The organism is Oerskovia sp. 140933 (genome assembly GCF_059651515.1).
Map to the genome: position 1 here is coordinate 1 of NZ_JAMXIO010000025.1, position 22185 is coordinate 22185.

At 73.3% G+C, this 22185-nt stretch carries 19 protein-coding genes; 5 read left to right on the forward strand and 14 right to left on the reverse strand.

Annotated features, from left to right (window positions below; all coding sequences use genetic code 11):
- Positions 1–96: 96 nt before the first annotated feature.
- Positions 97–543 (reverse strand): type II 3-dehydroquinate dehydratase, encoded by a 447-nt coding sequence (locus NHG27_RS13285; RefSeq protein WP_193720213.1) that lies wholly within the window; start codon positions 541–543, stop codon positions 97–99.
- 198 nt (positions 544–741) lie between these two features.
- On the opposite strand from NHG27_RS13285, the gene NHG27_RS13290 reads away from it, so the two are divergent.
- Genes NHG27_RS13290 through NHG27_RS13300 form a run of 3 tightly spaced genes read left to right on the forward strand, consistent with a single transcriptional unit; the run spans position 742 to position 4228 of the window.
- Complete coding sequence (locus tag NHG27_RS13290; RefSeq protein WP_497016599.1) at positions 742–2223, forward strand: MFS transporter; 1482 nt, start codon at positions 742–744, stop codon at positions 2221–2223.
- Positions 2220–3407, forward strand: a complete 1188-nt coding sequence (locus tag NHG27_RS13295; RefSeq protein WP_497016600.1) for an alpha/beta hydrolase — start codon at positions 2220–2222, stop codon at positions 3405–3407. The genes NHG27_RS13290 and NHG27_RS13295 overlap by 4 nt, the downstream gene beginning before the upstream one ends.
- A complete protein-coding gene (locus NHG27_RS13300) occupies positions 3404–4228 on the forward strand; it encodes a glycerophosphodiester phosphodiesterase family protein (RefSeq protein WP_193720211.1) in 825 nt (274 codons plus the stop codon). The genes NHG27_RS13295 and NHG27_RS13300 overlap by 4 nt, the downstream gene beginning before the upstream one ends.
- An 87-nt stretch (positions 4229–4315) precedes the next feature.
- Here the strand turns inward: NHG27_RS13300 and aroB are convergent, their stop codons facing one another.
- From aroB to aroC, 3 genes are read right to left on the reverse strand one after another with little or no spacing between them, the layout of a single operon-like run.
- Positions 4316–5527, reverse strand: a complete 1212-nt coding sequence (aroB, locus tag NHG27_RS13305) for a 3-dehydroquinate synthase (protein ID WP_407671902.1) — start codon at positions 5525–5527, stop codon at positions 4316–4318.
- Positions 5524–6096, reverse strand: a complete 573-nt coding sequence (locus NHG27_RS13310; RefSeq protein ID WP_193720210.1) for a shikimate kinase — start codon at positions 6094–6096, stop codon at positions 5524–5526. The genes aroB and NHG27_RS13310 overlap by 4 nt, the downstream gene beginning before the upstream one ends.
- A 1-nt stretch (position 6097) precedes the next feature.
- On the reverse strand, positions 6098–7315 hold the full coding sequence (gene aroC / locus NHG27_RS13315) for a chorismate synthase (protein WP_497016601.1): 1218 nt from the start codon (positions 7313–7315) through the stop codon (positions 6098–6100).
- Between the two features lie 154 nt (positions 7316–7469).
- On the opposite strand from aroC, the gene NHG27_RS13320 reads away from it, so the two are divergent.
- Positions 7470–8165 carry a prepilin peptidase gene (locus NHG27_RS13320; protein ID WP_497016602.1) on the forward strand — a complete coding sequence of 232 codons (696 nt, stop codon included), beginning with the start codon at positions 7470–7472 and terminating at the stop codon, positions 8163–8165.
- A gap of 46 nt (positions 8166–8211) precedes the next feature.
- Here the strand turns inward: NHG27_RS13320 and NHG27_RS13325 are convergent, their stop codons facing one another.
- From NHG27_RS13325 to NHG27_RS13360, 8 genes are all read right to left on the reverse strand, one after another.
- Positions 8212–9096: a shikimate dehydrogenase gene (locus NHG27_RS13325; protein ID WP_193720207.1), complete on the reverse strand. Its 885-nt coding sequence runs from the start codon at positions 9094–9096 to the stop codon at positions 8212–8214.
- On the reverse strand, positions 9093–10238 hold the full coding sequence (gene mltG, locus NHG27_RS13330) for an endolytic transglycosylase MltG (protein ID WP_193720206.1): 1146 nt from the start codon (positions 10236–10238) through the stop codon (positions 9093–9095). The genes NHG27_RS13325 and mltG overlap by 4 nt, the downstream gene beginning before the upstream one ends.
- Before the next feature lie 55 nt (positions 10239–10293).
- Positions 10294–10845 carry a Holliday junction resolvase RuvX gene (gene ruvX, locus NHG27_RS13335; RefSeq protein ID WP_497016603.1) on the reverse strand — a complete coding sequence of 184 codons (552 nt, stop codon included), beginning with the start codon at positions 10843–10845 and terminating at the stop codon, positions 10294–10296.
- Positions 10846–10856: 11 nt separating this feature from the next.
- Positions 10857–13550 carry an alanine--tRNA ligase gene (gene alaS / locus NHG27_RS13340; protein WP_497016604.1) on the reverse strand — a complete coding sequence of 898 codons (2694 nt, stop codon included), beginning with the start codon at positions 13548–13550 and terminating at the stop codon, positions 10857–10859.
- A 147-nt stretch (positions 13551–13697) separates the two neighbouring features.
- Positions 13698–14039, reverse strand: coding sequence for a hypothetical protein (locus NHG27_RS13345; protein WP_193720203.1), 342 nt, complete (start codon positions 14037–14039; stop codon positions 13698–13700).
- Entirely contained in the window at positions 14039–14419 is a 381-nt protein-coding gene (locus NHG27_RS13350) for a DUF948 domain-containing protein (RefSeq protein ID WP_193720202.1), read from the reverse strand. The genes NHG27_RS13345 and NHG27_RS13350 overlap by 1 nt, the downstream gene beginning before the upstream one ends.
- Before the next feature lie 140 nt (positions 14420–14559).
- Complete coding sequence (gene rpsD, locus NHG27_RS13355; RefSeq protein WP_193720201.1) at positions 14560–15186, reverse strand: 30S ribosomal protein S4; 627 nt, start codon at positions 15184–15186, stop codon at positions 14560–14562.
- 245 nt (positions 15187–15431) lie between these two features.
- On the reverse strand, positions 15432–16907 hold the full coding sequence (locus NHG27_RS13360; RefSeq protein ID WP_497016636.1) for a replication-associated recombination protein A: 1476 nt from the start codon (positions 16905–16907) through the stop codon (positions 15432–15434).
- 160 nt (positions 16908–17067) lie between these two features.
- Between NHG27_RS13360 and NHG27_RS13365 the strand changes: the two genes are divergently transcribed.
- Complete coding sequence (locus NHG27_RS13365; protein WP_497016605.1) at positions 17068–19350, forward strand: MMPL family transporter; 2283 nt, start codon at positions 17068–17070, stop codon at positions 19348–19350.
- 88 nt (positions 19351–19438) lie between these two features.
- Here the strand turns inward: NHG27_RS13365 and NHG27_RS13370 are convergent, their stop codons facing one another.
- Both NHG27_RS13370 and aspS read right to left on the reverse strand, forming a co-directional pair.
- Positions 19439–20284, reverse strand: coding sequence for a GNAT family N-acetyltransferase (locus NHG27_RS13370; RefSeq protein ID WP_497016606.1), 846 nt, complete (start codon positions 20282–20284; stop codon positions 19439–19441).
- The gene (gene aspS, locus NHG27_RS13375) at positions 20281–22113 is read right to left on the reverse strand and encodes an aspartate--tRNA ligase (protein WP_497016607.1); all 1833 of its coding nucleotides are present in this window, start codon (positions 22111–22113) and stop codon (positions 20281–20283) included. The genes NHG27_RS13370 and aspS overlap by 4 nt, the downstream gene beginning before the upstream one ends.
- Positions 22114–22185 lie beyond the last annotated feature (72 nt).

Consider the following 22185-nt stretch of genomic DNA (forward strand, 5'->3'; position numbering starts at 1 on the left):
GGACCTCCGGGTTGTGAAGACTTCGACATCTCCACTAAGCCCGGAGGTCCTCCCTTCAACAACCGGAACTGACACCAACCTCCTGGCCGGGTACATCTAGGCGGCGAGCTTCGCGACGATCGCCAGGACCGCCAGCCGGTACGAGTCGAACCCGAACCCGGCCACCGTCCCCGTCGCGACACCACCGATGACCGAGTTGTGCCGGAACTCCTCGCGCGCCGCCGGGTTGCTCAGGTGGACCTCGACCAGCAGCAGGCCGGCCTTGGTCACCTGCGCCGCCGCGTCCCGCAACGCGTACGAGTAGTGCGTGAACGCCGCCGGGTTGAGGACCACGTGCGCGCCGTCGTCGACCGCGCCGTGCAACCACCCGACGAGCTCCGACTCGTCGTCCGTCTGGCGCACCTGCACCTCGAGGTCGTTCTCCGCCCCCCACCGCTCCCCCGCCGCGACCAGGTCGGCGTAGGACGCCGCCCCGTAGACGTCGGGCTCGCGGACGCCCAGGCGACCGAGGTTGGGACCGTTGAGGATGAGGACGCGAGTCATGCGCAGAGCCTAGCGGGGCCCCGGCCCGCCCCGCGGCGACCGTCCGGGCCGGACGAGCGAACCTCCGGGGCACGGGCACCCGCCCAGCGTGCGGTTCGGGCTGTCGGCACACCCCGCACGACAGCCCGGGCTGCACGCTCGGCACGCACGTCGCCACGTGTTCACCACCCCGCCCGCCAGGCGGTCTACGATGCGCGCGTGCCAGAACACCAGGACGTGACCCCCGCCACACCCGACCGGCGTTCCCCCTACGCCCCCGACGCGGGACCGGAGGGCAGCGCCGTGCGAGTCTCCGCGCCCGCCGTCGGCAGGCGCCAGGTCCTCGCCTGGTCGCTGTGGGACTGGGGGTCCGCCGCGTTCAACGCCGTCGTCACGACGTTCGTCTTCACGCGCTGGATCACGAGCGACGCGTTCGTCGAGGCCGGCTCGGCAGATCCGCAGGCCGTCATGGCCGACCACACCGCGTGGCTCGGGTGGGGGCTGACGATCGCCGGCGCCCTCATCGCACTGCTCGCCCCCGCCCTCGGCGCGCTCGCGGACGCCTCGGGGCGCCGCAAGGTGTGGCTCGGCGTCAACACCGCCGCGACCGTCGGGGCGATGGTCGCGATGTTCTTCGTGCAGCCGACCCCCGGCTCGCTGTCCGACGCCGTGATCCTGGGCGTCGTGCTCCTCTCGGCGGGCAACGTCTTCTTCGAGCTGGCCTCGGTGGCGTACAACGCCCTGCTCCTCGACATCTCGACGCCCCGGACGATCGGGCGCATCAGCGGCATCGGGTGGGGTGCCGGGTACGTGGGCGGGATCGTGCTGCTGCTCGTGCTGTTCGTGGGCTTCATCAACCCCGACGTGGGCTGGTTCGGGGTCACGGGCGAGGGCGGCATGGACGTCCGTGTCAGCGTGCTGCTGTCGGCCGTGTGGTTCGCGGCCTTCGCGATCCCCGTGCTCCTCGCGGTCCCCGAGTCGCCACGCCCGGGCGGGTCCGCACCGATCGGCGTGGTGGGCGCGTACCGCAAGCTCGGCCGCGACCTGGTGCACCTGTGGCGCACCCGCCGCTCGACGCTCGGGTACCTCGTCGCGAGCGCCGTCTACCGCGACGGCCTCGCGGGCATCTTCACGTTCGGCGCCGTGATCGCGTCGGGCACGTTCGGGTTCAGCGCGAGCGAGGTCATCGTGTTCGCGATCGCGGCCAACGTCGTCGCGGGCCTGTCCACGATCGCAGCCGGCTGGCTCGACGACAGGATCGGCCCGCGTCGCGTGATCGTGGGGTCGCTCGTGGGGCTCGTGGTCGCGGGCACGGCCGTGTTCGTCCAGCACGACGGCGGCACGAGCGTCTTCTGGATCTGGGGGCTGCTGCTGTGCGCGTTCGTCGGCCCGGCCCAGGCCGCGAGCCGTGGGCTGCTCGGACGGATCAGCGACGAGGGGCGCGAGGCCGAGGCGTTCGGCCTGTACGCGACCACGGGACGCGCCGCCAGCTTCCTCGCCCCCATGGCGTTCGCGACCATGGTCGCCGTGTCGGGCGAGCAGTACTGGGGCATCCTGGGGCTCGTGGCCGTGATCCTCGTGGGTCTCGTGCTCATGCTGTTCGTGCGCTTCCCCGCCGGGGAGGGCATCGACGGGAGCAAGGACCTCGCGCCCGCCCGAGCGGGGGCTGCGGGCTCGACGAGCAAGGAGGACGGCGCATGACGGAACCGGTCGCGGCGGCACGAGCCCGAGCGGCGGGCGGCGCCTCGGCGCCCCTGCCCGGCGCGCCGACCCTCTCCTGGGAGCCGGACCGCCTCCTGCCGGGCTTCGAGGCCGCGACCCTGGCCACGGGCGGGCCGCCGCCCGCCGCCCGCAACGGCCTGCTCGCCCTCGTCCCTCCCCTGCCGCACCGGGCCGCGAGCGCCGCGCCGGCGCACGACGCGGACCCTGGTCTCGAACCGGACCCGGAGCCGGTGCCCGCGCCCGTGGCGACCCTCGTGCGTCGGGAGCGGGGGACGCCGCCCGGCAGCGCCCCGCAGGACGACCCGCGCGGCGTCGTCCTGCACGTCCACGGGTACAACGACTACTTCTTCCAGGAGCACCTGGCGCGGGCGGTCGAGGACGCCGGGTTCGCGTTCTTCGCGGTGGACCTGCGGGCGGCGGGCCGCTCGCTCCGCCCGGGGCAGGTGCCGCACTTCGTCGAGGACCTGCGGGAGCCGGCGACGGACCTGTCGGTCGCGGTGGCGGCGGTCCGAGGGCTGCACCCGGGTCTGCCGCTCGTGGTGCACGCGCACTCGACAGGTGGTCTGGTGGCTCCCCTGTGGGCGCACGCGCACCGCCACCAGCGGCTCGTCGACGCGCTCGTGCTGGACTCGCCGTTCCTCGACCTCAACTCGAGCTGGCTCAACCGGACGATCGCGACGCGGGTGCTCGACGCCGTCGGGCCGTGGTCTCCTCTCGCGGTGCTCAGCGCCGCCCCGTCGGCGTACGCGGCGCACCTGCTCGCCGCCAACGGCGGGCGGTGGGACTTCGACCCCACGCTCAAGCGCCCCGAGGGGGTGCCCGTGCGGGCGGGGTGGCTGCGTGCGGTGCGCCAGGGACAGGCGCGCCTGGCGCGCGGGCTCGACGTGGCGTGCCCGGTCCTGGTCGCGCACTCGGCGCGCTCGGGGCCCGACGACCTCGCGAACCCGCTGCTCGACGAGGAGGACACGGTCCTGGACGTCGCGCAGATCGCGCGGCTGGCCCCGCGCATCGGCGCCGAGGTGAGCGTGCGCGCGGTCGAGGGCGGGGTGCACGACCTGACGCTGTCCGCGGACGGGCCGCGCCAGGCGTACCTGGACGAGGTCCTGGGCTGGCTCGACGGGTGCCTCGGGCGTCCCGCGACGTCGCCCGCGGCCGGCCGATGAGCGCCACCGACCCGCGCGGCGGGCGGCCCGGCGACTGGCGGCACCCGTACCTGGACTCCCCCACGGGGTTCGTGGCGCTCGCGCACCGCGGGTTCTCGCGCGACGGCCTCGAGAACTCGCTCGCGGCGTTCGCCGCTGCCCGCGACCTGGGCTTCCGGTACGTCGAGACCGACGCGCACGCGACGTCCGACGGCGTCGCGGTCGCCCTGCACGACGCGAGCCTCGACCGCACGACCGACGGCACGGGCCTGGTCGCGGACCAGCCGTGGGAGCGGGTGCGGGCCGCCCGGATCGGGGGTGTCGAGCCCGTGCCGCTCCTCGAGGACGTCCTGGGCACCTGGCCCGACCTGCGGGTCAACGTCGACGTCAAGGCGGACTCCGCGGTCGGGCCGGTCGCGGAGGCGATCGAGCGGACGCGCGCGCACGAGCGGGTGTGCGTCGCGTCCTTCTCCCCGGCACGTCGTCGGCGCACGGTCGCTCTCCTGACCCGACCCGTGGCGACCTCGACGGGGACGGGCGAGGTCGCGGCGTTCCTGCTCGCTGCCCGGGCTGGCGCGCCCCGCGCTCCGTTCGGGGCGCTCGCGGCGTGGGCGCTGCGCGGGGCGGACTGCCTGCAGGTGCCCGTGGCCCAGGGGCGCGTGCAGGTCGTGGACGCCCGGACCGTCGCCGCCGCGCACGCCGCGGGACGGCAGGTGCACGTGTGGACGATCAACGACCCGGTGGAGATGGGCCGCCTGCTCGACCTGGGCGTCGACGGGGTCGTGACCGACCGTGCGGACCTGCTGCGCGACGTCCTGGTCGCGCGCGGTCGCTGGGGCTGAGCCCCACGTCCCTCGCACGCGGACGGCCCGCCCTCACCGGTCGGTGGGGGCGGGCCGTGGCGTCGCAGGATGCCCGACGGCGGCGCGTCAGAGCGCGATCGGCCCACCACGGGGCGCGTCGATCGAGATCTCGGCGTACGCGGCCGCGAGCAGCGCCGGGTCCGGGCCCTCGAGCCGGCCGGGCTTGGCCAGGCCGTCGAGCACCACGAAACGCAGCATGTCGCCGCGCGACTTCTTGTCGCGACGCATCGCGGACAGGAGCTGCTCCCAGCGGTCGCCACGGTAGGTCAGCGGCAGGCCGAGTCCGCCGAGGATCTCGCGGTGCCGGTCCACGGTCTCGTCGTCGAGGCGCCCCGCGAGGCGCGAGAGCTCGGCCGCGAACACCATCCCCACGGACACGGCGGCACCGTGGCGCCACGCGTACCGCTCGGTGAGCTCGACCGCGTGCCCCAGGGTGTGGCCGTAGTTGAGGATCTCGCGCAGCCCGGCCTCCTTGAGGTCCTCGCCCACGACGCGTGCCTTGACCGCGACCGAGCGCTCGATGAGCTCGACCACCACGGCCCACGTCGACGCGGGGACCTCCGCGCCGCCCCAGCTCTTGAGCTCCTCGGTGTTGTCCTCGACGAGCTCGAGGATGCGCGGGTCCGCGATGAAGCCCGTCTTGACGATCTCCGCGAGCCCCGCGACGAAGTCGAACCTGGGCAGCGACTCGAGGGCCGCGACGTCGCACAGCACGCCCGCGGGCGGGTGGAACGCACCCACGAGGTTCTTGCCCTCGGCCGTGTTGATGCCGGTCTTGCCGCCCACCGCGGCGTCGACCATGGCGAGCAGCGTCGTCGGGACGTGCACGACCTTGATGCCCCGCAGCCACGTCGCGGCGACGAAGCCCGCGAGGTCGGTCGTGGCGCCCCCGCCCACCGACACGATCGCGTCGCTGCGCGTGAAGTCCGCCTGCCCGAGGACCTGCCACAGGAACGCGGCCACCTGGGCGGTCTTGGCCTCCTCGGCGTCGGGGACCTCCGCGATGTACGCCTCGTAGCCGACCGCGAGGAGGTCCTCGCGGACCGTGTCGGCCGAGGCTGCGAGCGCGGCCGGGTGGATGACGAGGACCCGGCGCACGTCCGGGCCGAGCAGCGACGGCAGCTCGCCGAGGAGGTGGCGCCCGATCAGGACGTCGTAGGGCTGCGCACCCTCGACACGCACCCGCGCCTGGGTCGCGGGCCGGGCCTTCGCCGGTCCGTGGGCACCGGCGCTGCCGGCCGACGGCCCGTCGGTCGCGGTCGTCTGCTGGTCGTTCACTGCTCGCTCCTCGTCTGGTCGGCCGGGACGTCCGTGGACGCGCCGCCGAGTGCTGCTTCGATCTCGTGCGCCACCTGGCCGGGCGTGCGCGCGTCCGTCAGGACCCGCACCGTGGCGAGCCGCTCGTAGACGGGACGGCGCTGCTCCATGAGCGCCTGCCACTTGGCCCGGGGGTTCCCCAGCAGGAGGGGACGCGCCTGGTTGAACCCGACCCGCGGGCCGGCGTGCGCCAGGGAGACGTCGAGGAACACCACGACGCCCCCCGCGGCCGAGTACGCCTCCAGCGCGGTCTGGGAGTGCTCGTCGAGGACGGCGCCGCCTCCCAGGGCGAGCACCCCCTCGTGGACCGCGAGCGCCTGCGTCACGGCCTCACGCTCCAGGTCCCGGAAGTGCGGCTCGCCGTCCTCGAGGAAGACGTCCGCGACGGACTTGCCCGCAAGGACCTCCACGTCGGTGTCGGTGTCGCGGGCGACCAGGCCGAGGCGGTGGGACAGGACGCTCGCGACGGTGGACTTGCCGCTGCCGGGAGGGCCGATGAGGACGACGCGGGGGCCGGTGCTCGTGGTCATCTCAGCGCAGCAGCTCGGGCACCGAGGCCAGGTAGCCCTCGACGTTGCGGCGGACCTCGGAGACCGAGTCGCCGCCGAACTTCTCCAGGACGGCCTCGGCGAGGACCAGGGCGACCATGGCCTCGGCGACGACGGCCGCGGGCGGAACGGCGCACACGTCCGAGCGCTGGTGCTGGGCCTTGGCGGGCTCGCCCGTCGCGACGTCGACCGTCGCGAGCGCGCGGGGCACGGTCGAGATGGGCTTCATGGCTGCGCGCACGCGCAGCACCTCGCCGTTGGACATGCCACCCTCGATGCCACCCGCACGGTTGCTCAGGCGGTGCAGGTGACCGTCCTCGCCGCGCACGATCTCGTCGTGCGCCTGCGAGCCGCGGCGGCGCGCGGTGCGGAAGCCGTCGCCGACCTCGACGCCCTTGATGGCCTGGATCCCCATGAGCACGGCCGCGAGGCGCGCGTCGAGGCGGCGGTCGGACTGCACGTAGGTGCCGAGCCCGGACGGGACTCCGTAGGCCAGGACCTCGACCACACCGCCCAGGGTGTCGCCGTCCTTGTGGCACTCGTCGATCTCGGCGACCATCGCCGCGGAGCTCGCGGGGTCGAAGCAGCGCACCGGGTCCGCGTCGAGGCGCGCGACGTCGTCGGGCGCCGGGAGCGCCGCGTCCTCGGGGACGTCGACCGTGCCGATGCCCACGACGTGCGAGACCAGGCGGATCCCGACGGCCTGCTCGAGGAAGTTCGCCGCGGCCACGCCGAGCGCGACTCGGGTCGCGGTCTCGCGCGCCGAGGCACGCTCCAGGACGGGGCGGGCGTCGTCGAACGCGTACTTGCGCATCCCGATCAGGTCCGCGTGCCCGGGGCGTGGGCGCGTGAGCGGGCGGTTGCGGGCGATCTCGCGGACGTCCCCCGTCCCGGCGTCGACCTGCAGCGCCTCGGCGGGCACGGGGTCCGCGCTCATGACGTCGACCCACTTGGGCCACTCGGTGTTGCCGATCTCGATCGCGAGCGGGCCGCCCTGCGTCAGGCCCAGGCGCAGACCCGCGAGGATGCGGACCTCGTCCTGCTCGAACTTCATGCGCGCGCCGCGCCCGTAGCCGAGGCGGCGGCGCGCGAGCGCGTCCTGCACGTCCTTCGTCACGAGCTCGACCCCTGCGGGCAGCCCTTCCAGGATGCCGACCAGCGCCGGACCGTGCGACTCACCCGATGTCAACCAACGAAGCATGAGGAGAATCCTCCCACGCCGCCCGGCGCGTCCCCGAACCCGACCGCAGTGCGGACCGGCACCGCGGGCCGGTGACCGAGCCCGTCGCCCCTCCAGGCCGTCCAGCTCTGTGGACGACGCCCGGCCGCAGCGCCCGCTGCGCTACGTTCGCGCCGTGACGAGCGCAGGGGGCGGGGACCGGTGGAGGGTGGCGGACGAGGACGCGGCGCGCGGTGTGCGTGCCGGCGGGCCGTCGGGCGGTCGCGCGGGACGGGCCTGGTCGCGCGCCCGGGCCGAGGTCGGGCCGCACCGACGCACGGTCCTCGCCGTGACGTCGGTGGCCGTGCCCGTGGCGGTCGCGGGGACGCTGGCGGCGGGCCTGCCGGTCGGCCTCGTGCCCGCGACCGTCCACCTCGCGGTCGTGGGTTCGGCGCTCGCGGTGATCGACGCGCGCACGCACCGTCTGCCCGACGCGCTCGTGCTGCCGTCGTACCCGGTCCTCGCGCTCCTGCTGGGCGCGGCGAGCTTCCTCGCACCCGACGCCGGCGCGCTCGTCCGTGCCCTGGTCGGCGGGCTGGCGCTCTGCTGCGCGTACTTCGCGATGGCCCTCGTCCCGGCCGGCCTCGGGTTCGGCGACGTCAAGCTCGCAGGGCTGCTGGGTGCCTACCTGGGGTGGTGCGGGTGGCCAGAGCTCGCCGTGGGGACGTTCGCGGCGTTCGTGCTCGGCGGGACGGCCGCCGTCGCGCTGCTCGCGACGAGGCGGGCGGATCGCCGCACGGCGATCCCGTTCGGGCCGTTCATGCTCGTGGGGGCGCTGGTCGGCGCCGTGCACGGGCCCGGTGTGCTCGGCGAGGCGCTGCTGCTGGGCTGACCCGGGACGACGTGCGTCCCGGGTCGGAGCCCTCGGCACTCCGCGCTCAGGACCGGGTGACGCTGGGCAGGAGGGCCGCCTCGAGGGCCTCGGCCATGGCCGCCAGGGGCGCGACCTGCCCCGTCATGAGGCGCACCTGCTCGGCGGCCTGGTGCAGCAGCATGCGTTCACCGCCCACGACCGTCCCTCCTGCCTGCGACCAGGTACGGGACAACGCGGTGGGGCGCGGGTCGTAGACCACGTCGAGCAGGACACCACGGGGCGCCGCGGCCCCGGCCGCGGCCTGCCCGGCGAGCGCATCCGCGACCGGGTCCGCCGCCCGCGACGGCAAGGTCGAGACGACGACGTCGACCTGCGCCACGAGGGGCGAGGCCGGGTCCAGGATCTCGAAGCGCGGGGTGACACCCATGCGGTGCGCGGCCCGCTGCAGGCCCCCCGTGCGCGCGAGCGAACGCACCAGGACCGTCGGGGAGGCGCAGCCGAGCTCGGCGAGCGCGGCCAGGGTCGAGGCCGCCGTCGCACCCGCTCCCAGCACGAGCGCCGACCCGACGGGCCGCTCCCCCGGACCGCTGCCCAGTCCCTCGCGCAGAGCCGCGACCAGACCGTGGACGTCCGTGTTGGCCCCGACCAGGGTCCGTCCGGAGCCCGTGGGTTGGAGCAGGACCGTGTTGACCGCCCCCACGACGCCGGCGAGCGGCTCGACGTGGTCGAGCAGGTCGAGCACGACCTGCTTGAGCGGCATGGTCAGGCTCAACCCGGCCCAGCTCTCGTCGAGGCCCTCGACGAAGCCGCCCAGCTGCTCCTCGGTCACGTCGACCGCCGTGTACTCCCACCCGTCCAGCCCCAGCGCGCGGTACGCCGCGGAGTGCAGGACGGGTGAGAGCGAGTGGGCCACGGGGTGGCCGAGGACGGCGGCGCGCCGAGGCGTCATCCGTCCTGCTCCGCTTCCCAAGCCTTGAACTCTCTCTTGAACCTCACGAACTCGTTGTAGTTGTTCGTGAACTTCGTCTCGCCCGTGTCGAGGTTGACGGTGACGTACCACAGCCAGTCACCTTCGGTGGGACTGACGACCGCGGTCAACGCAGCGATCCCCGGGCTCCCGATCGGGGTGGGCGGGAGCCCCTTGTTGACACGAGACGCGTACGGGAAGGACTTGTCCTGGAACTCCTGGGTCGTGATCTCCGAGGACTTCTTCCCCCGGCCGTAGGAGTCGATCGCGTCGAGACTCAGTGGCTCGCCGACCGCCAGGCGGTTCTCGATCACGCGGGCAACCTTGCCGAACTGCTCGAGCGAGATGCCCTCGCGCTCCACCAGCGACCCCTTGATGATGACCGTCTGACGGTCAGCCGGTGCGACGCCCAACGAGTCGAGGTTGCTGATGGTCGTCACCACCATGTTTGCCAGGATGGTCTCCGCGGTGTCGCTCGGCTCGAGGATGTAGGTACTCGGAGCGAGCCAGCCTTCGAAGTTGCCTCCGGCCTCGGCCGGCAGGCCCAGCGCCGCAGGGTCCGCCATCGCTGCGTCGAACTCTTCCTTGGGCTTGCCGGTCACCGACACGGCGCGGTCGATGACCTGCGCCTTGGTGAACCCCTCGGGGATCGTCAGCTTGAGCTCGTTCTTCGCCTCCTTGGAGAGCAGGAGCGAGACCGCGGCCGAAGCCTTCATCTCGGTGAGCAGCGTGTAGTTTCCCGGCTGGATCGAGCTCGCCTCAGGGGTCGCCTTGTAGGCCTCGACGAACGCGTTGACCGACTTCACGACCCCCGCGTCGAGGAGCACCTGACCCATGTCCGTCCCGGTCGAGCCCTGGTCGATCGTCACCTCGACCGGGTCCGTGCCCTGCCCCTCGTAGTCCGAGGCGCTGAAGGGGTTCTCGAACCCCAGGAGGTTCGACGCGTTGGTCACCAGGTAGAAACCGGCCCCTCCGACCAGGGCCAGGGCGAGCACGATGATCAGCGCGCGACGGCGCCTGCGCTGCGCGCGCTTCTTCGCGGCTCGACGGTCTCGGCTCCCCGAACGGGACGCCCGGGACGGTGGTTGCTGCTGCACCGGCGGGCGGTCGAATAGGTCGGTCACGGGAGGCTGCCTCCTGACGGGTGTGCGCGCGGCGGTCCTTGCCACGACGCAACGATCAACGTTCTACGAACTCTCCAGCACGCGCCCCCGCGCTCCGCTCGCGGTCCAGAGCGGTCTGGAGGATGATAACTGCCGCCGCCTGGTCGACGACAGAGCGCTGCTTGCGCCCGGCGCGCCCCGAGGCCCGCAGCGCCTGGTGGGCGCTCACGGTCGTCATGCGTTCGTCGACGAGGTGCACCGGGACCGGTGCGACGGCACGTGCCACCAGTCCAGCGTACGCACGTGCGGCCTGGGTGGCGGCACCCTCCGCGCCGGAAAGGTGTCGAGGAAGCCCGATGTACACCACACGTGCACCGCGTTCCTCCACTTCCGCCGCGATCCGTGCGACGTCGGCCGGGAACGTGCCCGACGGCGTGTCGGGGCCGGAGGGGACGGTCTTCATGTCCCGCGGAAGGGTCTCGACGGGGGTCGCGATCAGGCCGTCGGGGTCGCTCGCGGCGAGCCCGACGCGCACGCTGCCCACGTCGACGCCCAGGCGGGCGCCCCCCGGGCGGGGGGCGCCCGCCGGGGGGGGGGGGCCCCCCGCCTGGTGGTCGTCGACGGTCATCGGGTGCGGGCTCAGAGCGCCGAGGCGACGTCGTCGCGGATGCCCGTGAGGGCAGCGGGCAGCGCGGACACGTCCGTGCCGCCGCCCTGGGCCATGTCGTCCTTGCCGCCGCCGCCGCCGCCGAGCACGCCCGACGCCTTCTTCGCGAGGGCGCCCGCGCGCAGGCCGGCCTCACGGGCCGGCGCGTTGGTCACGATGACGACCTGAGGACGTCCCTTGCTGACGCCACCGACGGCGACGACGCTCGGCGCGGAGTCGGCCAGGCGGCCGCGCACGTCGAGGGCGAGAGCGCGCAGGTCGTCGGCCGAGGCGACCTCACCGGCGTCGTGCACCACGACACGCGCGGAGCCCACGGACTCGGCCCCCGCGGAGAGGCTCGACGCCTGGGCGAGGAGCTGGGCCTGGCGCAGTGCCGCCAGCTCCTTCTCCGCCTCGCGCAGCCGCGAGACGAGCGAGCCCACCCGGTCCGGCAGCTCCTCGGTGCGCACGTTGAGCAGCCCCGTGAGCTGTCCCACGAGCGCGTGCTCCTTGGCCTGGAAGCCGTACGCACCGTCGCCGACGAGCGCGTCGACGCGACGCACGCCCGAGCCGATCGAGGACTCGCCGAGCAGCGTCACCAGGCCCAGCTGGCCCGACTGCTTGACGTGCGTGCCCGCGCACAGCTCGCGCGACCAGTCGCCGCCGATCGAGACCACACGCACCTGGTCGCCGTACTTCTCGCCGAACAGTGCCATGGCGCCGAGCGCCCTGGCCTCGGCGATGGGCATGACCTTGTCCGTGACCTCGAGGTTCTCGGCGAGCTGGGTGTTGACGCGCTCCTCGACCTCGGCGAGCACCCCCGCGGGCACCGCGCTCGAGGCGCGGAAGTCGAAGCGGATGCGGCTCGGCGCGTTCTCCGAGCCCGCCTGCGTCGCGTCCTTGCCCAGGGCCTCCTGGATGGACTTGTGGATCATGTGCGTCGCGGTGTGGGCGCGGCTGATCGCCTTGCGGCGGGCCGTGTCGATCTGCGCGGTGCCGGGGTCCCCCAGCGCCACGACGCCCTCGACGAGGCGCCCGCGGTGGACGGAGAAGCCCTTGATGGGGCGCTGCACGTCGTCGACCTCGATGGTCGCGCCGCCGTCGAGCACGATCGTGCCGTGGTCGGCGAGCTGGCCGCCGGCCTCGGCGTAGAACGGCGTGCGGTCGAGGACGACCTCGACGTCGGCCGGAGCCGTCGCGGCCGGGGAGGGCACGCCGTCGACCAGGAGGCCCACGACGTTGACCGACGCCGTGGCGTCGGTGTAGCCGAGGAACTCGACGGGACGCGCGATCTCGCTCTGCAGCGTCTCGTAGGCCGCGGTGTCGACCCCGCCCGTGCGCTTGGCGAGCGCGTCGGCACGAGCGCGCGTGCGCTGCTCCTGCATGAGGGCGCGGAACGCCTTCTCGTCGACCTGGACACCCTGCTCGGCAGCCATCTCGAGGGTCAGGTCGATCGGGAAGCCGTACGTGTCGTGCAGGGCGAACGCCTGGTCACCGGGCAGGACGGGCGTGCTGCCCGCCCCGGCCGTGGTCTTGGCGGCCGCGACCGCGGTGTCCAGGATCGTGGTGCCCGAGGTCAGGGTGCGGCGGAACGCCTCCTCCTCGGCATAGGCGATCTGCGAGATGCGCTCGAAGTCCGCGCCGACCTCCGGGTAGGAGGCCTGCATGGCGTCGCGAGAGACGGGGAAGAGCTGGGGCAGCGCGGGGTCCTCGACACCCAGCAGGCGCATCGCGCGCACCGAGCGGCGCAGCAGGCGGCGCAGCACGTAGCCGCGCCCCTCGTTCGAGGGTCGCACGCCGTCGCTGATGATCATGAGCGCCGAGCGGACGTGGTCGGCGACCACGCGCATGCGCACGTCGTCGTCGGTGTCGGCGCCGTAGCGCTTGCCGGACAGCTCCTGGGCCGCGGCGATGACGGGGAAGACCTCGTCGATCTCGTACATGTTGTCGACGCCCTGCAGGACGAACGCGACGCGCTCGAGGCCCATGCCGGTGTCGATGTTCTTCTTGGTGAGCTCGCCCAGGATGGGGAAGGACTCCTTGGTCCCACCGTCCCCGCGCTCGTACTGCATGAAGACGAGGTTCCAGATCTCCAGGAACCGGTCGCCCGCGAGGTCGACCGCCGGGCCGCCGTCGGGGCCGTAGGCCGGGCCGCGGTCGTAGAAGATCTCCGAGCACGGACCTGCGGGCCCACGGGCTCCCGTGGACCAGTAGTTGGGTCCCATGCCGAGGCCCTGGATGCGCTCGTCCGGCAGACCGGCGATCTTCTTCCAGAGCTGGCGCGCCTCGTCGTCCTCGTGGAAGACGGTGACCCAGATCTTGTCCTCGGGGATGCCGTACCCGCCCTCGTCCTGCGACCGCGTGATGAGGTCCCAGGCGTAGGTGATGGCACCTTCCTTGAAGTAGTCGCCGAACGAGAAGTTGCCGTTCATCTGGAAGAACGTGCCGTGGCGCGTCGTCTTGCCCACGTCGTCGATGTCGAGGGTGCGCACGCACTTCTGCACGCTCGTCGCACGGGCCCACGGCGCCGTCTGCTCGCCCGTCATGTACGGGATGAAGGGCACCATGCCCGCGATGGTGAACAGGGTCGAGGGGTCCGGCGAGATCAGCGACGCCGAGGGCACGACCGTGTGGTCCTGGGCGGCGAAGTAGTCGAGCCAACGCTTGCGGATCTCGGCGGTACGCATGATGTCCTTCGGAAGTCGGTGATGGAACGGCCCGGGGCGCGCCGCTGGACGCGGGCGACACCGGCTAGAACAAGTATGTTCCCGACCTGCTTCCCTCCCGTCCCGGCGCGGTGCGTCGGGACGGGGCGGAGAGGCCCGGGAGGTGGATCAGTAGAACGAGTACCCGAGGAGGTCCTCGTCGTCGTCGACGCCGGGCTCCCCCGCACGGTCGCGGCGCGCCGCGCGAGCCGCGCGCACGTCGTCGGGGTGGGGCTGGCCCTCGGCGAGCAGGGACGCGAGCAGCTCGGCCTCCCGTGCGTCGCGAGCGACCCGGAACTCCTCGCGGAAGGTCCGCGCGAACCCCGTGGCCTTCTCCCCGAGCGAGTTGACCTGGTCCGTCGCCTGGTCGACGAGCGACGCGGGCGCGTAGCGTGCGACGACCTGCCGCCCCTTGACCACGATCACCACGGTGATCGCGACGCCGACGCCGACCCAGAAGACGCGGCGCATCAGCGACCGGTCCGCGGTCCGGAGCCCGCACGACCGGAGGCCCGGGCGAACGCCTGGCGCACGCCGTAGGTGAAGGCCGCGACCTTGACGAGCGGAGCCCCGAAGGTCGCCGCGTACAGGCCCGTGAGGGCAGAGACGTTCTCGCTGACCTGGGCGGCGGACGTCGTGATCGTGTCGACCTTGACGAGCTGGCTGTTGGTCGTGGCGACCGTCGTCGCGGCCTCGTCGAGGATGGGCACCGAGTGGTCCGTGACCTCCTTGATGCTCGCACGGGCCTCGTCGAGCACCCGGCCGAGCTTGACCAGAGGGACCGCGAGGACCCCGACCAGCAGCACGAACGCGATGGCGGCGATCAGCCCGGCCACGTCTCCTACGGACATCTCCTGCTCCTCCTTCGACGGCGCGACGCGACAGCCACGCCTCGCGAAACCTTACCCGGATGCACGAACGCCCCGCTCCCCGTCGAAGCGGTGAGCGAGGCGTTCGTGCACAGCACGCGGCACCAGCCGCGCACGAGGGATCAGCGAGCGTAGTACTCGACGACGAGCTGGACCTCGCAGGTCACGGGGACCTCTGCGCGCTTGGGGCGACGCACGAGGACGGCGCTCAGCTTCTCGAGCTGGACGTCGAGGTAGGCCGGGACGGCCGGCAGGACGTCGCGGTGCGCACCGGCAGCGGCGACCTGGAACGGCGTGGTGGCCTGGCTCTTCGGCTTGACCTGGATCGTCTGACCCGGCTTGACCTTGAACGAGGGGCGGTCGACGATCTTGCCGTCGACGAGGATGTGGCGGTGGCCGACGGCCTGGCGCGCCTGCAGGATGGTGCGGGCGAAGCCCGAACGCAGCACGAGCGCGTCGAGACGCATCTCGAGGTTCTCGACCATGGCCTCACCGGTCAGACCGGCGTCCTTGCGAGCGTCCTCGTAGGCGCGAGCCATCTGCTTCTCGCGGAGCGCGTACTGGGCACGCAGACGCTGCTTCTCACGAAGACGCACCGCGTAGTCCGACTCGGTGCGGCGACGGGCGCGGCCGTGCTCACCGGGCGGGTAGGGACGCTTCTCGAAGTGCTTGACTGCCTTGGGCGTGAGCGCGAGGCCCAGCGCGCGGCTCAGGCGAACCTGGCGGCGCGAACGAGTCACTGAAGACACAGTGTGTTCCTGTCCTGTCGTGTGTACTTGACGTCACACCCGTGCGGATTGCCGGGTGCGGGACCAGCCGATGAGCCGCCGCGATCCGTGAGGATGCCGCACCCTGCGACGCGAGGTCGAGGGTGACGTGCGGGGCTGCGGGGCCGAGGTCCCAGGCGGTTGCTACTGCCCTGACGGGCGGAGACAACCTGAGAAGTCTACCGCACGGCGCGCGGTGGCCCGTGCGGCGGGCGAGCGCGCCGGGCTCAGTCCCCGAGGATCTGCCGGATCCGCTCGAGCCGCTCGGTCACGGACCGCTCGAACCCGCGGTCCGAGGGCGTGTAGTAGCGGGTGCCCTGCAGCACGTCGGGCAGGTACTGCTGGCGCGCGACCGCGTGCGGGGCGTCGTGCGCGTACCTGTACCCCTTGCCGTGGCCCAGCTCCTTGGCCCCCGCGTAGTGGGCGTCGCGCAGGTGCGCGGGCACCGTGCCGACCTTGCCCGCGCGCACGTCCGCGAGCGCCGCGTCGATCCCGAGGTAGGCCGCGTTGGACTTGGGCGCGGTCGCGAGGTGCACGACGGCCTCCGCGAGGATGATCCGGGCCTCGGGCATGCCGATGAGCGCGACGGCCTGGGCCGCGGCGACCGCGGTCTGCAGGGCGCTGGGGTCGGCCATGCCGACGTCCTCGGCGGCCGAGATGACGATGCGCCGGGCGATGAAGCGCGGGTCCTCGCCCGCGGCGATCATGCGCGCGAGGTAGTGCAGGGACGCGTCGACGTCGGAGCCGCGCACGGACTTGATGAAGGCGCTCGTGACGTCGTAGTGCTGGTCGCCGTCGCGGTCGTAGCGCACCGCGGCGACGTCGATCGCGCGCTCCATGGTCTCGAGATCCACGAGCACGGCCGCCGACCCGGCCGTCGACCCGGCCGTACCGGGGGCGACCGGCTCCCCCGCCTGCCCGACGGCGTCGCTCGCGTCCGGTGCGTCGTCGTCGGGCAGGTCGGTGGTGGGGACCGGGGCGTCGGGGACCTCGGAGAGCGCGGCGCCCGCCGCGGCCTCCAGGATGGTCAGGGCCTTGCGGGCGTCACCGCCCGCGAGGCGGACCAGGTGCTCCTCGGCCTCCGCGGCGAGGGTGACGGACCCGCCGAGGCCGCGCTCGTCGACGAGCGCCCGGTGCACCAGGGCGCGCACGTCGTCGGCGGTCAGGGGCTTGAGGGTGAGCAGGAGCGAGCGCGAGAGCAGCGGGGAGTTGACCGAGAAGCTGGGGTTCTCGGTCGTGGCGGCCACGAGCGTGACCCAGCGGTTCTCGACGCTCGGCAGGAGCGCGTCCTGCTGGGACTTGGAGAAGCGGTGGACCTCGTCGATGAACAGGACCGTCTCCTCGCCGCCGGTCGCGAGGCGGCGGCGGGCGTCGTCGATGACCTGGCGCACGTCCTTGACGCCCGCGGTCACGGCCGAGAGCTCGACGAAGCGGCGGCCCGAGGTCGTGGCGATGAGGTACGCGAGGGTCGTCTTGCCCGTCCCGGGCGGACCCCAGAGGATGACGGAACCGGGGGCGGCCCGCGAGGCGCCCGGGCCGTCGACCTCGATGAGGCGACGCAGCGGCGAGCCTGCGACGAGCAGGTGCTCCTGCCCCGCGACCTCGTCGAGGGCGGCCGGGCGCATGCGCACGGCCAGCGGTGCCCCGGGGCCGGGGCGGGGCGTCCCTTGGGTGCCGGAGGTCGCGGCGTCGAACAGGTCCATCCCGGGAAGCATGCTCCGAGCCTACGCACCACCACCGACAGGTCTCGACACGGCTCCTTCCGCACGGCGCGCCCGCACCTGCCGTCGCGCTCCGTGGGAACGGCTCGCCCACACTGTGCACACCCCGGCGGGCGCGCGGACGAGGTGCCATGCTGACGGGGTGTTCGAGAGCCTTGGCCGTGCCGTCGCCCACCGTCCCCGCCTGACCGTCGCCCTCTGGGTCGTGCTCACGTCGCTCGGGTTCGCCCTCGCCGTGGTCGGCCTCCACGGCGAGAGCCTGTTCGACCGGCTGACCACGGGCGAGCCCTCGGTCCCGGGCTCGCAGAGCGAGCGCGGGACCCAGATCCTCACCGAGCAGGACGAGACCGATGAGACGGTCTCCCTGCTGGTGAGCGGGGTCGACCCCGCCGATCCGGCCGTCGCCGAGGCCATGGCGCCCGTGCACCAGGACCTCGCCGCGATCGCCGGGGTCGAGACGGTCGTCGACCCGTTCGTGGTCCCGGGCGGGGTCGGGACCGAGGCCGGGCAGTCGCTCGTCGCGGCCGACGGTGACGGGTTCGTGCTGTCCGTGACGCTCGACCCGGCCCTCGACGACGAGGCGCGGGCAGCGGCCGCGACCGACGTCGTCGAGCACCTCGAGGCCGTCCCCGCGGGCCTCGCCGAGGTCGCCCCGGACGCCACCGGGCTCGTCTCGAGCAACGACCTGATCGTCGAGGCCATCACGTCCCAGGTCGAGAAGGACCTCACGACGGGCGAGATGATCGCCCTGCCCATCGCGCTGCTCGTCATGGTCCTGGTCTTCGGCGGGTTCCTCGCGGCCGCGATGCCCATGGCGGGAGCGGTCGCGTCGATCGGCGCAGGGCTCGGCGTCCTCCTGGGCCTGTCGTACGTGCTGACGATCGACGCGTCGGTCGTCAACGTCGTGACCCTGCTGGGGCTGGGCCTGTCGATCGACTACGGGCTGCTCATCGTGTCCCGGTTCCGCGAGGAGCTCCACGCGCTCGACGACGCGCGGACCGGGAGCGCCGACCCGGCCGTGACGGCCGGCCCGGCCACCACGGCCCGCGCCACGCGTCGTCCGCGCCGGCGCGACGCGGACGTGACCGCCGCCGTCGTGCGCACCATGGCCACCGCGGGGCGCACGGTCGCGTTCTCGGCCCTGACCGTCGCGATCTCGATCGCGGGCCTCATGGTGTTCGAGCCCGACATCCTGCGGGCCATCGGCGCCGCGGGGCTCGCGGTCATCCTCATCGCGGTGGCGACCGCGATGACCCTCGTGCCCGCCCTGCTCGCCCTCGCGGGGCACCGGCTCGTCCGACCCGGCGTCCTGAGCAAGGTCCCGGGGCTGCGCGCCGTCCTGGCCCGCACGGCCGACGTGCAGTCCGACGAGGGGTTCTTCTCCCGCCTCACGGGCCGCGTCCAGCGCCACCCCGTGTGGGTCATGGTCGCGACGGTCGCCGTGCTCGTCGTCCTCGCGCTGCCCGTGCTCGGCCTGCAGATGCGCAACTCGGGGATCGAGCTCCTGCCCGAGTCCTCGCCCCAGCGCGAGTTCATCGACGAGCTCGCCGCCCAGTTCCCCGCGTCCGCGAGCCCCGACCTGCGCGTCGTGACGGACTCCACGACCGAGGACGCGCAGGCGTGGGCCGACGAGATCGCGGGCCTCGAGCACGTCGAGCGGGTCGACCCGGCGGTCGCCGTGGGCACCGACCACGTGGTCGTCGGGGTGCACCTCGACGTCGACGACGCGGGCGGCCCCGAGGCCGTCGCCCTCGTCGACGATCTGCGCGCGCAGGACCCCGGGTTCGCGTTCTACGTCACGGGCCAGGCCGCGGGTCAGGTCGACTTCCGGGCGGCGCTCGCCGACCGGGTGTGGTGGGCCGTCGCGATCGTGGTGGTCGCGACGTTCGTGCTGCTGTTCCTCATGACGGGATCGGTCCTGATCCCCGTCAAGGCGCTCCTGACGAACGCGCTGTCGCTCGCCGCGTCGCTGGGCGTGCTGGTGTGGGTCTTCCAGGACGGGCACCTGGAGGGTCTGCTCGACTTCTCGTCGGCGGGCGGCATCGAGACGTACGTCGTGGCGCTCGTCATCGCGTTCGCGTTCGGCCTGGCCATGGACTACGAGGTCTTCCTGCTGTCCCGCATCAAGGAGCTGCACGACGCGGGCCTGTCGAACGACGAGGCGGTGCGGCTGGGGCTGCAGCGCTCGGGGCGCATCATCACGTCGGCCGCGGCCATCATCATCGTCGTCTTCGCGGGCTTCGTGTTCGGCGAGCTGCTCGTGATCAAGGAGGTCGGGTTCGCGCTGGCCGTGGCGGTCTTCATCGACGCGACGATCGTGCGGATCCTGCTGGTGCCCGCGACCATGACGCTCCTGGGCCGGGCCAACTGGTGGGCGCCCAAGCACCTGAGGTGGCTGTACGAGCGGTTCTCGATCACGCACTGACCCGCACCGGGCGTGCTCGCCGGGAACGGGGCTGGTGACGCGGCCGCACGGCGCCCGCGACACCTGACCCCGCCGGGCGCCAGGGACGTCAGTGGCGGCTCTCGAACTCCTGCGCGACGGCGTATCCCAACCTGGTGTAGAGCCTGCGGGCCGCGTCGTTGTCGGCGTACATCCCCAGGGTCACCCAGTCGGACTCCGTGAGCCCCGCCCGGGTCACGACGGCCGTGGTCGCCGCGGCGATCCCCCGCCCGCGCCATGCGGGGTCGGTCGCGATGCTGCCCAGCGACCACGGCGTACCCGGTGCCGCCTGCCGGGCGCCGACCACACCGCGCAGCACGCCGTCCTGGTCGCGCCAGCCCCACCACCGGGTGAGCGGGTCCTCGGGGCTCGTCTCGGCGAGCGGGTTCGCCGTGTCCAGGCACGCGCGCACCTCGGCCACGACGGTCGGTCCGGTCAGTGCCTCGACGTGCTCCTCGCCCGGATGGGCGGCCGGGGCCCGGCGGGTCGCGAGGAAGTCCCAGGTCGAGACCGACGGCTCGTCGCGCTCGCGCAGGATCGCCGGCAGGTCCTGGCCCGCGCACCGGTCCCCCAGGTCCCGCAGCGTCCCGCGGGGCAGCCCCGCGGCCACGACGGGCTCCCCCAGCGCACCGGAGCGTGCGGCGTCCGCGAGCAGGGCCGCGGTCCCCTCGGGCGAGCCCACGCCCCACAGGGCCACGGCCTCGCGGAGGTGAGCGGCGCCGTCGGGCTCCGCACCCGTCCCGGCCGGGACCGGCGCCGCCACGCTCAGCACGCAGGCCCGCTCGTCCTGCCACACCCCGCGCACGTCCCACTCCGCGAGGTCCGCCAGGACAAACGGGTGGGAGGCCCACCGGTCCGTCAGACCGGTCGAGCCTCCCAGCGTCGTTGCGAGGGTGCGGGTGTCCGGGGCGCTCACGCCTTCCCGGCAGCGGCAGGAGCGTCAGCGGCCTCCGCCGCTGCGTCCGGCGCGGGCGCGGCCTTGGGCTTCGCGTCGACGCCCGCCTCCTTGCGCTGCTGCGCCGTGATGGGCGCGGGCGCCTGCGTCAGCGGGTCGAACCCGCCGCCCGACTTGGGGAACGCGATGACGTCGCGGATCGACTCCGACTTCGTCAGCAGCGCCACGATGCGGTCCCAGCCGAACGCGATGCCGCCGTGCGGCGGGGCGCCGAACGCGAAGGCGTCGAGCAGGAAGCCGAACTTCTCCTGGGCCTCCTCCTCGCCGATGCCCATGACCGCGAACACGCGCTCCTGGACGTCGCGGCGGTGGATACGGATCGAGCCGCCGCCGATCTCGTTGCCGTTGCACACGATGTCGTACGCGTACGCGAGCGCCTCGCCCGGGTTCTGCTCGAACGTGTCGATCCACTCGGGCGTGGGCGACGTGAACGCGTGGTGCACCGCGGTCCAGGCCGAGTTGCCCAGCGCGACGTCGCCCTCGTCGGCGGCCTCACCCGTGGGCTTGAACAGCGGGGCGTCGACGATCCAGACGAACGCCCAGGCGTCCTCGTCGATCTGCCCCGTGCGCTTGGCGATCTCCTGACGAGCAGCACCCAGCAGGGCGCGCGACTCGTTGGTCCTGCCCGCGGCGAAGAACACCGCGTCGCCCGGCTGTGCGCCGGTCGCGTCGCGCAGGCCCTCGCGCTCGGCCTCCGAGAGGTTCTTGGCGACCGGGCCAGCGAGGGTGCCGTCCTCCTGGAACGTCACGTACGCCAGGCCCTTGGCCCCGCGCTGCTTGGCCCACTCCTGCCAGGCGTCGAACTGGCGGCGCGGCTGCGAGGCCCCGCCCGCCATGACGACGGCGCCCACGTACTCGGCCTGGAATACGCGGAACGGGGTGTCCTTGAAGTAGTCCGTGAGCTCCACGAGCGGGTTGCCGAAGCGCAGGTCCGGCTTGTCCGAGCCGTACAGGCGCATCGCGTCGTGGAACGTCATGCGCGGGATGGGCGTGGGGATCTTGTACCCGATGAGGTCCCACAGCGCGACGAGGATCTTCTCGCCCAGCGCGATCACGTCGTCCTGCTCGACGAAGCTCATCTCGACGTCGAGCTGCGTGAACTCCGGCTGACGGTCCGCGCGGAAGTCCTCGTCGCGGTAGCAGCGGGCGATCTGGTAGTAGCGCTCCATGCCGGAGACCATGAGCAGCTGCTTGAACAGCTGCGGGGACTGCGGCAGGGCGTACCAGGAGCCCGGGGCCAGGCGCGCGGGGACCAGGAAGTCGCGAGCGCCCTCCGGGGTCGAGCGCGTCAGCGTCGGGGTCTCGATCTCGACGAAGTCCTGCTCGTCGAGCACGCGGCGCGCGGCCTGGTTGGCCTTGGCGCGCAGGCGCAGGGCGTGGGCCGGGGTGGGGCGGCGCAGATCCAGGTAGCGGTGCTTGAGGCGCGCCTCCTCGCCGATGACCTCGGTGCCCTCGAGGGCCGTGGAGACCTGGAAGGGCAGGGGCGCGGACTCGTTGAGCACGACGACGTCGCTCGCCACGACCTCGATCTCACCCGTGGGGAGGTTCTTGTTCTCGTTGCCCTCGGGGCGCCGGGAGACCTCACCGGTGACCTGGAGCACGAACTCGGCGCGCAGCGGGTGCGCGATCGCCTCGTCACGGATGACGACCTGGGCGATGCCCGAGGCGTCGCGCAGGTCGATGAAGGCCACCCCACCGTGATCGCGGCGACGGTCGACCCAACCGGTGAGGGTGACGGTCTGACCGATCTGCTCGGCCCGCAGGGAGCCGGCTGTATGGGTGCGGAGCACGGAGAGAGTCCTTCCGGAACATGCCGGGACGCGCAGTGGCGTCCCGGGATGGGAGTGGGGAGTGCGCAGACG